The 13,613-nt window shown below is 68.1% G+C and carries 15 protein-coding genes; 13 read left to right on the forward strand and 2 right to left on the reverse strand.

Annotated features, from left to right (window positions below; all coding sequences use genetic code 11):
* Positions 1-171: 171 nt before the first annotated feature.
* From MJ602_RS00430 to MJ602_RS00470, 9 genes are all read left to right on the forward strand, one after another.
* Positions 172-1,476 carry an NAD(P)/FAD-dependent oxidoreductase gene (locus MJ602_RS00430; protein ID WP_243018964.1) on the forward strand — a complete coding sequence of 435 codons (1,305 nt, stop codon included), beginning with the start codon at positions 172-174 and terminating at the stop codon, positions 1,474-1,476.
* The gene (locus tag MJ602_RS00435) at positions 1,473-2,252 is read left to right on the forward strand and encodes a DUF1365 domain-containing protein (RefSeq protein ID WP_243018965.1); all 780 of its coding nucleotides are present in this window, start codon (positions 1,473-1,475) and stop codon (positions 2,250-2,252) included. The genes MJ602_RS00430 and MJ602_RS00435 overlap by 4 nt, the downstream gene beginning before the upstream one ends.
* A gap of 24 nt (positions 2,253-2,276) precedes the next feature.
* Positions 2,277-3,497 carry an SAM-dependent methyltransferase gene (locus MJ602_RS00440; RefSeq protein WP_243018966.1) on the forward strand — a complete coding sequence of 407 codons (1,221 nt, stop codon included), beginning with the start codon at positions 2,277-2,279 and terminating at the stop codon, positions 3,495-3,497.
* Between the two features lie 68 nt (positions 3,498-3,565).
* Positions 3,566-4,066 (forward strand): chalcone isomerase family protein, encoded by a 501-nt coding sequence (locus MJ602_RS00445; RefSeq protein ID WP_243018967.1) that lies wholly within the window; start codon positions 3,566-3,568, stop codon positions 4,064-4,066.
* A 23-nt stretch (positions 4,067-4,089) separates the two neighbouring features.
* Positions 4,090-5,388: an MFS transporter gene (locus tag MJ602_RS00450; protein ID WP_243018968.1), complete on the forward strand. Its 1,299-nt coding sequence runs from the start codon at positions 4,090-4,092 to the stop codon at positions 5,386-5,388.
* Complete coding sequence (locus MJ602_RS00455) at positions 5,388-5,927, forward strand: DUF3833 domain-containing protein (protein WP_243018969.1); 540 nt, start codon at positions 5,388-5,390, stop codon at positions 5,925-5,927. The genes MJ602_RS00450 and MJ602_RS00455 overlap by 1 nt, the downstream gene beginning before the upstream one ends.
* Before the next feature lie 2 nt (positions 5,928-5,929).
* Entirely contained in the window at positions 5,930-6,712 is a 783-nt protein-coding gene (locus MJ602_RS00460; protein ID WP_243019262.1) for an SDR family NAD(P)-dependent oxidoreductase, read from the forward strand.
* Positions 6,712-7,164: a nuclear transport factor 2 family protein gene (locus MJ602_RS00465; RefSeq protein WP_243018970.1), complete on the forward strand. Its 453-nt coding sequence runs from the start codon at positions 6,712-6,714 to the stop codon at positions 7,162-7,164. The genes MJ602_RS00460 and MJ602_RS00465 overlap by 1 nt, the downstream gene beginning before the upstream one ends.
* A 42-nt stretch (positions 7,165-7,206) precedes the next feature.
* Positions 7,207-7,962, forward strand: a complete 756-nt coding sequence (locus tag MJ602_RS00470) for a MipA/OmpV family protein (protein ID WP_243018971.1) — start codon at positions 7,207-7,209, stop codon at positions 7,960-7,962.
* A gap of 10 nt (positions 7,963-7,972) precedes the next feature.
* Here the strand turns inward: MJ602_RS00470 and MJ602_RS00475 are convergent, their stop codons facing one another.
* Positions 7,973-8,587, reverse strand: a complete 615-nt coding sequence (locus tag MJ602_RS00475; RefSeq protein WP_243018972.1) for a glutathione S-transferase C-terminal domain-containing protein — start codon at positions 8,585-8,587, stop codon at positions 7,973-7,975.
* 127 nt (positions 8,588-8,714) lie between these two features.
* Here MJ602_RS00475 and purB point away from each other — a divergent pair, with 127 nt between their 5' ends.
* From purB to MJ602_RS00495, 4 genes are all read left to right on the forward strand, one after another.
* Positions 8,715-10,094 (forward strand): adenylosuccinate lyase, encoded by a 1,380-nt coding sequence (gene purB, locus MJ602_RS00480; protein ID WP_243018973.1) that lies wholly within the window; start codon positions 8,715-8,717, stop codon positions 10,092-10,094.
* Between the two features lie 66 nt (positions 10,095-10,160).
* Complete coding sequence (locus MJ602_RS00485) at positions 10,161-10,721, forward strand: YaeQ family protein (protein WP_243018974.1); 561 nt, start codon at positions 10,161-10,163, stop codon at positions 10,719-10,721.
* 28 nt (positions 10,722-10,749) lie between these two features.
* Positions 10,750-11,478: a TerC family protein gene (locus MJ602_RS00490; RefSeq protein WP_243018975.1), complete on the forward strand. Its 729-nt coding sequence runs from the start codon at positions 10,750-10,752 to the stop codon at positions 11,476-11,478.
* 195 nt (positions 11,479-11,673) lie between these two features.
* Positions 11,674-12,027: a phage holin family protein gene (locus tag MJ602_RS00495; RefSeq protein WP_162014801.1), complete on the forward strand. Its 354-nt coding sequence runs from the start codon at positions 11,674-11,676 to the stop codon at positions 12,025-12,027.
* Here MJ602_RS00495 and MJ602_RS00500 read toward each other — a convergent pair.
* A complete protein-coding gene (locus MJ602_RS00500; RefSeq protein ID WP_423246674.1) occupies positions 11,995-13,536 on the reverse strand; it encodes a M48 family metalloprotease in 1,542 nt (513 codons plus the stop codon). The genes MJ602_RS00495 and MJ602_RS00500 overlap by 33 nt on opposite strands.
* Positions 13,537-13,613: the final 77 nt, after the last annotated feature.

A 13,613-nucleotide genomic window follows, 5' to 3' on the forward strand; every position in this document is an offset into this window, starting at 1 on the left:
TGACAACCCGGCCCCACTCTATGCAGCACAGGTTTTGGTGTTGCGAAGCCTTTCCTGCCTGAGGGCAGTGACTGAAACCCTGGAGCGCTTCTCCTCCCTCCCTCTCTTCTTCGTTTCGGGACGCTTCGCAACCTTTTTCTTCCTGCCGACCCCCGGCACCGGGGGTCGGCCATGAGAGTCGCCATCATTGGTTCCGGCGTTGCCGGTCTGGGCGCCGCGCACCAGTTGCGCGGTCGGGCGCAGGTCACTTTGTTCGAGGCGGGCGCCTACTTCGGCGGCCATGCCCACACGGTCGATGTCACGCTGCCCGGCGCCCACGGCCCGGTCACCCACGGGGTGGACACGGGGTTTCTGGTCTTCAACGAACGCACCTACCCCCAGCTCCTGAAGCTGTTTGCCGATCTGGGCGTGGCGCAGGCGCGCTCGGACATGTCGTTCTCGGTGCAGGTGCCCGGCGTGCGCGGGGGCGGGCCGCTGGAGTGGAGCGGCACCAGCCTTTCCACCGTGTTCGCCCAGCGCGGCAACCTGGCACGCCCGCGCTTCTGGGGCATGCTCTCGGATCTGCTGCGCTTCAACCGCCTGTGCACACGCCTGGCCGAGCGCCCCATGGACAGCGCGCTGATGCAGCCGCTGGGCGACTTTCTGCAGGCGCACCGCTTTGGCGATGCCTTCCGCGACTGGTACCTGCTGCCCATGCTGGGCTGCATCTGGAGTTGCCCCACGGACCAGATGCTGCGCTTTCCGGTGGCCACCATGATCCGCTTCTGCCACAACCACGGGCTCATCCAGATCACCGACCGCCCGCAGTGGTGGACCGTGGCCGGGGGCTCGCGCCGCTACGTGGAAAAGATCGTGAGCGGCATTGCCGACAAGCGCCTGAACACCCCCGTGCGCCGCATCGAGCGCGACGCCAGCGGCGTGCGCGTGCACACCGATGGCCATGCCGAGCATTTTGACCACGTGGTACTGGCCACCCATCCCGACCAGGCCCTCGCACTGCTCGCCCAGCCCAGCCCGAAGGAGCGCGCCTTGCTGGGTGCCATCCGCTACCAGGACAACGAAGCCGTGCTGCACACCGACACGCAGGTACTGCCACGCGCACGCAGCGCCTGGGCCGCCTGGAACTATGAGCGCGCCGCCGATCCCGGCCAGGAGTCGGCCCGCGTGTGCCTGCACTACCTCATCAACCGCCTGCAGCCCTTGCCGTTCACGCAGCCGGTGATCGTGTCGCTCAACCCGGTGCGGCCCATTGCGCAGGAGCAAGTGCTGGGGCGCTACACCTACGCCCACCCCGTGTTCGACGGCGCCGCCATCCGCGCCCAGGCGCTGCTGCCGCAGTTGCAGGGGCGCCAGCACACCTGGTTCTGCGGTGCCTGGATGGGCTATGGCTTCCACGAAGACGGGCTCAAGGCCGGCCAGGAAGCCGCCCGTTCTCTGCTGGCCCACGCCCAGCAGCCCCTGGCGGAGGCCGCATGAACCGCCCACTGCCCGCACTGCCGCACCTGGGCTTTGGCCATGTGCACCACCGCCGCCTGCGGCCGCGCACCCACGCCTTCACCTACCGCACCTTCTTTCTGCTGCTGCCCATGCGCAGCCTGGCGCAGCAGACCGCGCTGGCATGCAACCGGCCCGCACCCATCAGCTTTTACGACCGCGACCATGGTGACGGGCGCAGCCCACAGCATGGCGGCGCGCTGGCCTGGCTGCTGGAACTGCTGCACCGCGAAGGCATTGACGATGCCGACGGCGACATCTGGCTGCACTGCTACCCGCGCGTGTGGGGCTACACCTTCAAGCCCGTGAGCTTCTGGTACTGCCACCGCGCTGACGGCACGCTGCGCGCCATCGTGGTCGAGGTCAACAACACCTTTGGCGAGCGCCACTGCTACCTGCTGGAAGACCCCCCAACCTGCGCCACGCTGACGGCACGCAAGGTCTTTCATGTGTCGCCTTTTTGCGAGGTGCGCGGCGACTACGCCTTTCGCTTTCAGACCCACAGCACCCGCGACGGCCTGCCGCGCAGCCAGGTACACATTGATTTGAACGACGAGCACGGCCTGCTGCTGCACACCAGCGTGAGCGGTCGGCTCGAACCCGTGACGCCCCAAACCCTGCGCCGCGCGCTGTGGCGCTACCCGGTCATGACACTGGCGGTGATCGCACGCATCCACTGGCAGGCGCTGCGCCTGTGGCTGTTGCGTGTGGGTTTCCACACCAAGCCGCCCGCCCCCACCGAATCCGTGACGCGCTGAACGCGCAGCCCCAGGAGAACCGCCATGCACAGCCCTTCTGCCTCCACCACCGCACCCCTGTGCCTGCCCCCAGGCATTCCGGCCAGCGCCCGCACCGCCCTGCGCCTGCTGCAACGCCTGCAGCACGGCAGCCTCACGCTGCGCCTGCCCGACGGCAGCCTGCAACACTTCGGCCCCGGCGGCGGCCCGAGCGCTGCGCTCACGCTGCACAACTGGAACGTGTTTGCGGCGGCGCTGCGCTCGGGCGACATCGGCTTTGCCGAAAGCTACTTTGCGGGCGACTGGACCACACCGCAGCTCACCGACCTGCTCAAGCTGCTGATCGCCAACCGCCACTCCGTGCAGGACATGGTCTATGGCCACTGGGCCGGACGGCTGCTGTACCGGCTGCGCCACCTGCTCCACCGCAACACGCGCCGTGGCAGCCGCAGCAACATCCAGGCGCACTACGACCTGGGCAATGCTTTCTACCAGCGCTGGCTGGACCCGAGCATGAACTACTCGTCCGCCTGGTTCCAGGGCGACCTGGCAGGCGACCTGACCCAGGCCCAGCACGCCAAGGTGCGCCGCGCCCTGCAGCAGGTGCGCCTGCAGCCGGGCCAGCGCCTGCTGGAGATTGGCTGCGGCTGGGGTGCACTGGCGGAAAAGGCCGCGGATGAATTCGGCGCACAAGTGACCGGCGTGACCCTGTCCACCGAGCAGCTCGCCTTTGGGCGCGAGCGTCTGCAACGCCAGGGCCTGCAGGGCGACCTGCGCCTGCAGGACTACCGCGACATCGACGACGCGCCCTTTGATGCCATCTGCTCCATCGAAATGGTCGAGGCCGTGGGCCAGGACTACTGGCCGACCTACTTCGAGACCGTGGCGCGCCTGCTGCGTTCCGGTGGCCGGGCGTGCATCCAGAGCATCGTGATCGACGACGCGCTGTTCCCGCGCTACATCCGCTCGACCGATTTCATCCAGCAGTACATCTTCCCCGGCGGCTGCCTGCCCTGCCCGGCCAAGTTCCGCCGCGCGGCACAGGCCGCAGGCCTGCAGGTGGAAGACGCGTTTGCCTTTGGCGCCGACTACGCCGAGACCCTGCGCCGCTGGCGCGAGCGCTTTGTGGCCGAACGCGCCCAGGTGCTGCAGCAAGGCTACGACGAGCGCTTTGCCCACATCTGGGAGTTCTACCTGGCGTACTGCGAGGCCGCCTTCGCCATGGGCGATATCGACGTGGTGCAGTACACACTGGTCAAGCCCTGACACCCGAGAATGCTATGAAATTCATAGCTATTGCCGCTTTATCCATAAGCGCTACAGCCTTTTTTTGCATGCAAACCGCCCATGCCAGCGGACACAGTGCGCCGGTGCAGGCCAGCGCACCACTGGCCGGTGCAGTGCCTGCGGGCGAAGGGGTGCTGCGCTTTTGGGGCCTGGAGATCTACCACGCCCGCCTGTGGGTGCCACCCGCGTTTGATGCACAGGACTGGGCCGCCCACCCGCTGGCGCTGGCGCTGACCTACCGGCGCGGCTTCGACGCCGCTGCCATCGCCCGACGCTCGCTCGAAGAAATGCGCCGCCAGGGGCCGCTGGACGAGGCGCTGGCCCAGCGCTGGGAGCAGCAGTTGCGCGCCGCACTGCCGCAGGTACAGCCGGGCGACCGCGTGGTGGGCCTGTACCGGCCCGGCGCAGGCGTGCAGTTTCTGCACAACGGCAAGCCCCACGGCAGCGTGGCCGATGCCGCCTTTGGCGCGCGCTTCATGGGCATCTGGCTGGCGCCGCAAACCTCGGAGCCCGCACTGCGCGCGGCACTGCTGGCCCTGCCGCGCTGAGGCCAGGCTGAGAGTCCACCCCCATGACCGCCACCACCACGCTCAGCACCGCCCAGGGCCTGCACTACGGCCTGCTGGGCATGCCGCTGGCCTTTGTGGCGCTGCCGCTGTACGTGCTGCTGCCGCACCACTACGCCAGCCAGTACGGCATGCCGCTGGCCACGCTGGGCGCCGTGCTGCTGGCGGCGCGGCTGTTCGACGCCTTCACCGACCCGCTGCTCGGGCGCTGGAGCGACCGGCTGCTGGCACGCTCCCACGGCGCACTGCTGACTGCTGCTGCGCTGGCCTGCGCGGTGCTGGCGCTGGGCCTGGCCGCACTGTTCCTGCCGCCCGTGCGCGGTGTGCAGGCGCTGGCGGCCTGGGCGCTGGCGGCACTGCTCGTCACCAGCCTGGCCTACAGCCTGGTCAGCATCGCGCACCAGGCCTGGGGCGCACTGCTGGGCGGCAACGAGGCGCAGCGCAGCCGCATCGTCGCCTGGCGCGAGGCGGCTGCGCTGGTGGGCGTGGTACTCGCCTCCGTGCTGTCATCGCTGGCAGGGGTAGGTGCACTGGTGGTCGTGTTTGCCGTGCTGCTGGCAGCCGGGTGGCTGGCCTGGGCGCGGGCACCACGCCCGGCGCTGACCCCGAGTGCGGGTGCGGCCATGCCCTGGTCCGCCCTCTGGCAACCCTGGCGCCAGGCGGCGTTTCGGCGCCTGATGGCGGTGTTCGTGCCCAGCGGCATTGCCAGTGCCATACCGGCCACGCTGGTGCTGTTCTTCATCGATGACCGGCTGCAATTGCCCGCCAACGTGCAAGGCGCCTTTCTGGGTGCGTATTTTCTGAGCGCGGCGCTGTCCATACCGCTGTGGCTGCGCGCCGTACCGCGCTGGGGGCTGGCGCGCACCTGGCTGGCAGGCATGCTGCTGTCGGTGGCGGTGTTCATCGGCGCGGCCACGCTGGGCGCGGGCGATGCCTGGCCCTTTGCGCTGGTGTGCGTGCTCTCGGGCCTGGCCCTGGGCACCGACCTGGCCCTGCCCGGCGCGCTGCTGGCCGGAGTGATTGCGCAGGACGGCGGCGATGCGCGCCACGGCGGCGCCTACTTCGGCTGGTGGAACCTGGCGGCCAAGCTCAACCTGGCGCTGGCCGCCGGGCTGGCGCTGCCGCTGCTGGGCCTGTGGGGCTATGCCCCCGGTGCGCGCAGCGAAGACGCGCTGCTGCCGCTGACCCTGGCCTACGCCGTGCTGCCCTGCGCGCTCAAGCTGCTGGCCGCCGCCTGCCTGTACCTGCTGATCCTGCGGCCACGTGCCGCGCCCACGGCCCTGGTGGCCCCAAGGAGTTTGTGATGCAACGCCGCCTTTTCATTGCCGCCACGGCCAGCACCCCCCTGTGGCTGAGTGCCTGTGCCAGCCAGTCGCTGGAGGGCTATGCCCAGGAGCGCCCGGTGCTGGACCTGGCGCGCTACTTCAACGGCGTGGTGGATGCACACGGCATCTTCCAGGACCGCAGCGGCCAGATCGTGCGCCGCTTCACGGTGGTGATGGACTGCCGCTGGGAGGGCGACCAGGGCGTGCTGGACGAGGCCTTCACCTATTCCGACGGAAGCACCCAGCGCCGCGTGTGGCGGCTCACGCGCCACGCCGACGGGCGCTACACCGGCCGCGCCGACGATGTGGTGGGCACCGCCGAGGGGCGCACCGTGGGCAACGCCTTCCGCTGGCAGTACACGCTGGCGCTGCCGGTGGACGGGCGCGTGATCGAGGTGCAGTTCGACGACTGGATGTACCTGATCGACGAGCGCGTGATGCTCAACCGCGCCACCATGCGCAAGTTCGGCGTCACGCTGGGCGAAGTCACCCTGTCGTTCACCCGGCGCAGCCCATGACCCTGGCCCTGAACCCGCCCCTGCGCCACTGGCAGGGCCGCCGCGTGTGGATCGTGGGGGCCTCCAGCGGCATTGGCCGCGCCACGGCCTCCCTGCTGCATGCGCGCGGGGCGCAGGTGATCGTGTCGGCACGCAACGCCCAGGCACTGCAGGCCTTTGTGGCCGCCCACCCCGGCAGCCAGGCGTTGCCCTGCGACGCTACCGACCCTGCCCAGGTGCAGCGCTGCGCGGCCCAGGTGCTGGCCGCTGGCACGCCCACCCTGGTGTGCTACTGCGCGGGCACCTACCAGCCGCTGCGCGCCAACGCCTGGAACCTGGGCGTGATGCAACAGCACCTGGCCGTGAACTACACCGGCGCCCTGCACCTGCTGGACGCTGTGCTGCCTGCGCTGCGCACCGCGGCAGCGCAGGGCCAGGCAGCACACATCAGCCTGGTGGGCAGCGTGGCGGGTTTTCGCGGCCTGCCGCAGGGCCTGGCCTACGGGCCGACCAAGGCGGCGCTGATCCACCTGGCCGAGGTGCTGTACCTCGACCTGCGCCCCCTGGGGCTGGGGGTGAGCATCGTGAACCCAGGCTTTGTCGAAACACCGCTGACCGCGGGCAACGACTTTCGCATGCCCGCCCTGCTGGAGCCCGAAGCTGCAGCCGCCGCCGTACTGCAGGGCTGGGAGCGGGGGCGCTTTCACATCCACTTTCCGCGCCGCTTCACCAACGTACTGCTGGGCCTGCGCCTGCTGCCCTACCGGGCGTACTTTGCGGCGGTGCGCCGTTTCACAGGCCTGTGATGACTTCTTCCAGCCCCACACCCACCTCCGAAGCCATCACCCGCGTGGTGGATTTCTTCGAGCACCTGCAGCCCGCCGATCTGGCGCAACTGGGCCAGTTTTACGCCAGCAATGCCCGCTTCAAGGACCCGTTCAACGAGGTGCAGGGCCTGGCCGCGATCGAGGGCATCTTCCGCCACATGTTTGCGGCACTGGAGCACCCGCGCTTCGTCATCACGGGCCGCGTGGAGCAGGGGGCCCAGTGCTTTCTGACCTGGGAGTTCCGCTTCGCCTTCCGGTCCTACGCCCAGGGCGTGGAACAGACCATCCACGGCGCCACGCACCTGGTGCTCGACGACGCGCAACGCATCACGCTGCACCGCGACTACTGGGACGCGGCCGAGGAGCTGTACGAAAAGCTGCCGGGCCTGCGCGTGCTGATGCGCTGGCTGAAAAAGCGTGCCAGCCAGTGACGCGTCCCCTTTCGTTTCTTGTTCATCCAGGAGTGTGAAGCCATGTTCTTGCTGCCAACGCGTCTTTTTCTGTGCACCGCCGCGCTGCTGGGCGCCGGTGCCGCCCTGGCCCAGCCCGCCACCGAATCCGCCTGGGGCGTGGGGCTGGGCGTCAACCTCAAGCAAAAGGCCTATGCCGGCATGGGCACCCGCACCACGGTGATTCCCTTGCTGAGCTACGAAAACCGCTGGGTCCGGGTGGCCGGGCCGGTGCTGGACCTCAAGCTCCCAGCGCACGGCCCGCTGATGATGGCCTTGCGCGCACGCTACGCCTTTGAGGACGGCTATGAGCCCGACGATGCGCCCGTACTCAACGGTATGGCCGAGCGCAAGTCGGGGGTGTGGCTGGGCGCCCATGTGCTGTGGCGCGGCAGCCTGGCCGACCTGGGTGCCGAATGGCTGGCCGACGCCTCGGGCCACATCAAGGGCCAGCGCTTGCGCCTGTCCGCCGAACGGACCTGGCGCATGGGTTCGGTGGGCATGACACCGCGCCTGGCCGTGCAGTGGAACGACCGCAAGACCATGGATTACTACTACGGTGTGCGCGCCAGCGAGGCCCTGCCCGGCAGGCCCGCCTACCGCGCGGGCGCGGCCACCCATGTCGAACTGGGGCTGCGCAGCACCTACACCTGGGCGCCGCAGCACAGCGTCTATCTGGACCTGAGCGCCACCCGGCTGGGCAGCGGCGCGCGCCACAGCCCGCTGGTGGACAGCAGCACCGAGTCGGCGCTGCGCCTGGGGTACCTGTACCGGTTCTAAGTCCGGCGGGTCAGGCGGGCTTGGTGTCGGCAAAGCTGGCGCGCTGCGCGAGCTTGTCCATGAGCTTGGCCAGGTTGGGGTATTCGGCGCGCCAGCCGATCTCCGGGAAGCGGAACTCCAGCCAGCCCAGCGCACAACCCACGGCAATGTCGGACAGGCTCAGGTGGATGCCGCTGCAAAAGGGCTTGTCGCCCAGGCCCTGCGCCATGGCCTTGAGGCTGGCGTGCACCTTGTCCATCTGCCGGTCGATCCAGGCCTGGCTGCGCTCGCTGGGCTTGCGGCCTTCAAAGGTGTTTTCCAGGCGCACCAGGATGGCGGCGTCGAGCAGGCCGTCGGCCAGCGCTTCCCAGGTCTTGACCTCGGCGCGCTCGCGGCCGGTGGATGGAATCAGCTTGCCCACGGGGGAAAGGGTGTCGAGGTATTCCACGATCACGCGCGAGTCGAACACGGCTTCGCCCCCTTCCATGACCAGGCAGGGCACCTTGCCCAGCGGGTTGGAGGCGGCGATCCGGGTGTCGGCAGACCAGACGTTGTCCAGCAGGAACTGGTAGTCGAGCTTCTTTTCCGCCATCACGATGCGCACTTTGCGCACATAGGGGCTGGTGGTGGATCCGATCAGTTTCATGGTTCTGCTTCCCCAAGGGGCGTCGAGGCGTCGGGGGGACGCCGGGCCGCTGATTCTATCGACAGCCGCCCACGCCCGCCTGACGCCCAAAGCACCCAATGATGCGCCCCGCCTACAATGTCACGCCATGAGCCAGACCACCATCACCGCCCTTTCTCCGTTGGACGGCCGCTACGCCGCCAAGCTTGCCCCGCTGCGCCCCATCATGAGCGAGCACGGCTACATGCACCGCCGCGTTCAGGTCGAAATCGCTTGGTTCATTGCGCTGTCGGACGCCGGTTTTGCTGAATTCAAGCCCCTTTCCACCGGAGCACGTGCTTACTTGCTGAGTCTGGTCAAGAATTTTTCCGAGCAGGATTCGGCCGCCATCAAGGACATCGAAAAAACCACCAACCACGACGTCAAGGCGGTGGAGTACTGGATCAAGTCCAAGTTCGAGGCCCGCCCCGAGCTGGAAAAGGCCGCCGAGTTCGTGCACTTTGCCTGCACCAGCGAAGACATCAACAACACCAGCCACGCGCTGCAACTGCGTGCCGGGCGCGACCAGGTGCTGCTGCCCGCGCTGGAGCGCATCGTGCAGCGCCTGCGCGAGATGGCGCACCAGTACGCCGACGTGCCCATGCTCAGCCGCACGCACGGCCAGACCGCCAGCCCCACCACCGTGGGCAAGGAGCTGGCCAACGTGGTGGTGCGCCTGAGCGCCGCCTGCACCGCCATCGCCGAGGTCAAGATCCTGGGCAAGATGAACGGCGCCGTGGGCAACTACAACGCCCACCTGTCGGCCTGGCCCGACTTCGACTGGGAGGCCTTCAGCCGCAAGGTCGTGGAGACGCCCGAGCCGCTGGGCCTGGGCCTGACCTTCCAGCCCTACAGCATCCAGATCGAGCCGCACGACTACATGGCGCAGCTGTTCGACGCCACGGCGCGCGCCAACACCATCCTGGTGGACCTGTCGCGCGACATCTGGGGCTATGTGAGCCTGGGTTACTTCAAGCAAAAGCTCAAGGCGGGCGAGATCGGCTCCTCGACCATGCCGCACAAGGTCAACCCCATCGACTTTGAAAACGCCGAGGGCAACCTGGGCCTGGCCAACGCAGTCTTGCGCCACCTGTCGGAAAAACTCCCCGTCAGCCGCTGGCAGCGCGACCTGACCGACAGCACCGTGCTGCGCAACATCGGCGTGGCCATGGGCTACAGCGTGCTGGCCTACAGCTCGCTGATGACCGGGCTGAACAAGCTCGAACTCAACGAGGAAGCCCTGGCCGCCGACCTGGACGCCGCCTGGGAAGTGCTGGCCGAGCCCATCCAGACCGTGATGCGCCGCTACGGCGTGCCCGGCGCCTACGAAAAGCTCAAGGAAGTGACGCGCGGCAAGAGCGTGACAGCCCAGGCGCTGCACGGCCTGATCCAGGGGCTGGACATTCCCCAGGCCGACAAGGACCGCCTGCTCGCCATGACGCCCGCCAGTTACGTGGGCAAGGCGGCAGAGCTGGCTCGGCGCGTCTGATTTTTGAATGATTTTGGCCTCCAGCGCTTATCAAACAAGCGCTGGTAGCTACATTTTCTATAGCACATGGCCCTCAAATCCACCATCTTCAAGGCGAACCTTGCGATCGCCGACATCGACCACGGCTACTACTCCGACCATGCGCTCACCCTGGCACGCCACCCCAGCGAGACCGACGAGCGCATGATGGTGCGGCTGGCGGCGCTGGCCCTGGCCGCGCACCAGCTCAACGACCTGTGCAACGGCGATGGCACCTTGGCCTTTGGTGCGGGCCTGTCGGACCCGGACGACCCGGACGCCTCGCTCACCGACTTCACGGGCCGCAAGCGCGTCTGGATCGAAGTCGGCCAGCCCGAGGACAAGCCCCTGGCCAAGGCCTGCAGCAAGGCCGACGCCGTGATCGTCTATTGCTTCCACCATGCGGCCGAGGTGTGGTGGAAAGGCATTGAAACCAAGCTCTCGCGCCTGGACCGGTTGCAGGTCTGGCGCATTCCCGCCGAGTCCGCGCAGGCCCTGGCACAGCTCGCCGAGCGCAGCATGCAGTTGCAGGCCACGGTGCAGGAAGGCGCACTCACGCTCAGCAGCACCCTGGGCAGCGTGCACCTGGAGCCGGTGCGCTGGAAGTAAACCCTTCGGCCTTTTCACTGGAGATGGCATGGAACAGTTTTTGACCCCCGAGTTCTGGGTCGCCGTCGGTCAGATCATCATGATCGACATTCTTCTGGGCGGCGACAACGCCGTCGTCATTGCCCTGGCCTGCCGCAAGCTGCCTGCGCACCAGCGCACCAAGGGCATTCTGTGGGGCACGGCGGGCGCCATCGCGCTGCGTGTGGTGCTGATCTTCTTTGCGCTCACGCTGCTGGCGATTCCGTTCCTCAAACTGGCAGGCGCAGCCTTGCTGGTATGGATCGGCGTCAAGCTGCTGGCGCCCGACCCGGAAGATGACCACGGCAACATCCAGGCCAGCGACAAGCTGCTGGCAGCCGTCAAGACCATCATCGTGGCAGACCTGGTGATGAGCATCGACAACGTCATCGCCATCGCTGGCGCGGCCCAGGGCGCTTCGGACCACCACCAGATGCCCCTGGTCATCTTCGGCCTGCTGGTGAGCATTCCCATCATCGTGTGGGGCAGCCAGCTCGTCATCAAGCTGATGGACCGCTTCCCCATGATCATCACCCTGGGGGGCATGTTGCTGGGCTGGATCGCGGGCACCATGGTCTTGTCCGACCCCGCCCTGGTCAGCCCCGACACGCTGGCCTGGATGCCCAAGATCGCCCCCGTGGGCGATGCCCTGAAGTACGGTGCAGGCGTGGCCGGTGCCCTGCTGGTGCTGGCACTGGGCAAGTGGATGCTGGCGCGCCAGCAAAGCGCTGCCGCCTGAAGAGCCCCCCTGTGGCCCTGCGGGCCTTCCCCCCGCTCTCGCATTGCTGCGCAATGCGGGCAGGGGGACGCTCCCGGCGCGGCGGGGCGGCCCTTGCGCGGGAGCCCTGGCCTGGGCAGCGCCGGTTTCCTGCGTCACGGGTGGCGGCGCGAGCCGCCATGGATAACTGACATGGGTTTGCGTTATGCTGAATCTATGAAACTCCTTGCCAAATGGCTGCTCAGCGCCTGCGCGCTGCTGTTTGTGGCCTACATCTACGGTGGCGTGCAGGTACAGAGCTTCCCGTCGGCCCTGCTCGCGGCCTTTGTCATCGGGCTGTTCAACGTGGTGCTGCGGCCCCTGCTGGTGCTGCTGACGCTGCCGGTCACCATCGTCACGCTGGGGCTGTTCCTGTTCGTCATCAATGCGCTCATGTTCTGGGCTGCTGCGAGCGTGCTCGACGGCTTCCACGTCACCGGCTTCGGCGCGGCCCTGCTGGGCTCGCTGATCTATTCGGTGCTGGGGCTGGTCATCGAGTCAGCGCTCGGCGGCCTGTTCTCGAAGCAGTGACTCCACGGCACGCAGCCGCGTGTCGATGATGGAGGCCTCCACATGGTCGGCGGCCGTGGTGCTGCGGCGCGCCAGGTCTTGCCCGGCCTTGAAACGGTCCACCGCCGCAGCGTAGTCGTAGCGGGCGGCATGGGCTTCGGCTTCGGCGCGCACGGCACGCAGTGGCACACCTTGGGCCTGCCATAGTTGGGCCAGCTGCAGCCAGGCACCGGCATCGCGCGGGTGCAAGGCCAGCCAGGTCTGCAGGGACTCGGTCTGGGCCGCCAGGGCCGCTGCATCGGGCTGCGGCGCCTTGGTGGCCACCTGCAGCAGGGCCTGACCCCGCAGCAGCAGTTCGGGCCGGGTGCGCGGATGGGGCGGCAGGTGGCGCAGGGCGGCACTGGCGTCGCCACCCGCCAGTTCCACCTCCGCAGCCAGCAGCCCGACCTGACGCTGCGCCACGGCATCGCCTTGCACGGTTTGCTGCAGGCGGGGAAGCAGCTTGCGCGCCAGCGCTACATCGCGCAGATGGCTGGCTGCCAACGCCGCTGCATACAAGGCCGCTGCCCTGCGGGGTGCAGGCAATTCGGCAAAGCTGCTGCCCTGGGGCTCGGCCATCCATTGGCGCAGCACGTCGGTGCCGGGGCGCGATTGCACGCGCGCACGCGCTGCCATCAGCGCATGCTCCAGCGTGGGCTGCGCCTGTGCACCCCCGGCGGGCAGGCGCGCCTGCATGTCGGCCTGGCGCTGCGTGGTCAGCGGGTGGCTGCGCAGGTAGGGCCAGGAGCCGTTGTCGTTGAGCCGGTTGGCCTGCTGGAGTTTGTCGAACATGGCGACAAAACCCTGGGGCGCAAAGCCTGCGCTGTCCATCAGACCAAAGCCCACGCGGTCGGCTTCGCGCTCCATGTCGCGCGAAAAGTTGAGCTGGTTTTGCACCGCCAGCGCCTGCCCGCCCACCGCCAGGGCCTGCGCAGCTTCGGGGTTCTTGCTCGCCGCCAGCACCGCCAGAATCATGCTGCCCAGCAACAGCGGCGCCTGCTTGCCTTGCTGCGCCACCAGGCGGGCAATGTGGCGCTGCGTGACGTGGCTGAGTTCGTGCGCCAGCACCGAGGCCAGCTCGTCACGGCTGGCAGTCACGCCAATCAGGCCCAGGTGCACGCCCAGGTAGCCCCCCGGCAGAGCAAAGGCATTGACGCTGCGGTCTCGGCCCAGCAGCACCTCCCAGGCAAAGCGCTCGTCCAGCTCGGGCGACACCTCACCCTGCGCCCGCGCCGCCGCCAACAAAGCCTGCCACTGGGTCTGCACGTACTCCACGAGCACCGGGTCGTCCAGGTAGTCAGGGTCGCGGTAGAGCTGGCGGGCAATGCCATCGCCCAGCCGCCGTTCGGCACTGGTGGTCAGTTCAGCACCGTCGCCCAGGGTGGGGAGTCGGTTTTGCGCCTGTGCCGATACGGGCGCAAGCAGCCCCATCGCTATAAAACCAATAGCTGCCAGCGCTTGCACACATTGCCCCAGATGCCATTTTTGCATTGATTTTTCGGGTGGTGCAGCCAGCAGGGCTTGGGGACCAGTGCAAGAGAGCGATGGGGTACGCATGCCCGTATGAT

This window comes from Simplicispira sedimenti (genome assembly GCF_022760965.1).
GTDB lineage: Bacteria > Pseudomonadota > Gammaproteobacteria > Burkholderiales > Burkholderiaceae_C > Simplicispira > Simplicispira sedimenti.

Bases quoted from the DNA above. Each gene is read 5' to 3' on its own strand.
- MJ602_RS00430 (WP_243018964.1), top strand. From the start codon at position 172: ATGAGAGTCGCCATCATTGGTTCCGGCGTTGCCGGTCTGGGCGCCGCG.
- MJ602_RS00435 (WP_243018965.1), top strand. From the start codon at position 1,473: ATGAACCGCCCACTGCCCGCACTGCCGCACCTGGGCTTTGGCCATGTG.
- MJ602_RS00440 (WP_243018966.1), top strand. From the start codon at position 2,277: ATGCACAGCCCTTCTGCCTCCACCACCGCACCCCTGTGCCTGCCCCCA.
- MJ602_RS00445 (WP_243018967.1), top strand. From the start codon at position 3,566: ATGCAAACCGCCCATGCCAGCGGACACAGTGCGCCGGTGCAGGCCAGC.
- MJ602_RS00450 (WP_243018968.1), top strand. From the start codon at position 4,090: ATGACCGCCACCACCACGCTCAGCACCGCCCAGGGCCTGCACTACGGC.
- MJ602_RS00455 (WP_243018969.1), top strand. From the start codon at position 5,388: ATGCAACGCCGCCTTTTCATTGCCGCCACGGCCAGCACCCCCCTGTGG.
- MJ602_RS00465 (WP_243018970.1), top strand. From the start codon at position 6,712: ATGACTTCTTCCAGCCCCACACCCACCTCCGAAGCCATCACCCGCGTG.
- MJ602_RS00470 (WP_243018971.1), top strand. From the start codon at position 7,207: ATGTTCTTGCTGCCAACGCGTCTTTTTCTGTGCACCGCCGCGCTGCTG.
- MJ602_RS00475 (WP_243018972.1), bottom strand. From the start codon at position 8,587: ATGAAACTGATCGGATCCACCACCAGCCCCTATGTGCGCAAAGTGCGC.
- purB (WP_243018973.1), top strand. From the start codon at position 8,715: ATGAGCCAGACCACCATCACCGCCCTTTCTCCGTTGGACGGCCGCTAC.
- MJ602_RS00485 (WP_243018974.1), top strand. From the start codon at position 10,161: ATGGCCCTCAAATCCACCATCTTCAAGGCGAACCTTGCGATCGCCGAC.
- MJ602_RS00490 (WP_243018975.1), top strand. From the start codon at position 10,750: ATGGAACAGTTTTTGACCCCCGAGTTCTGGGTCGCCGTCGGTCAGATC.
- MJ602_RS00495 (WP_162014801.1), top strand. From the start codon at position 11,674: ATGAAACTCCTTGCCAAATGGCTGCTCAGCGCCTGCGCGCTGCTGTTT.
- MJ602_RS00500 (WP_423246674.1), bottom strand. From the start codon at position 13,536: ATGCAAAAATGGCATCTGGGGCAATGTGTGCAAGCGCTGGCAGCTATT.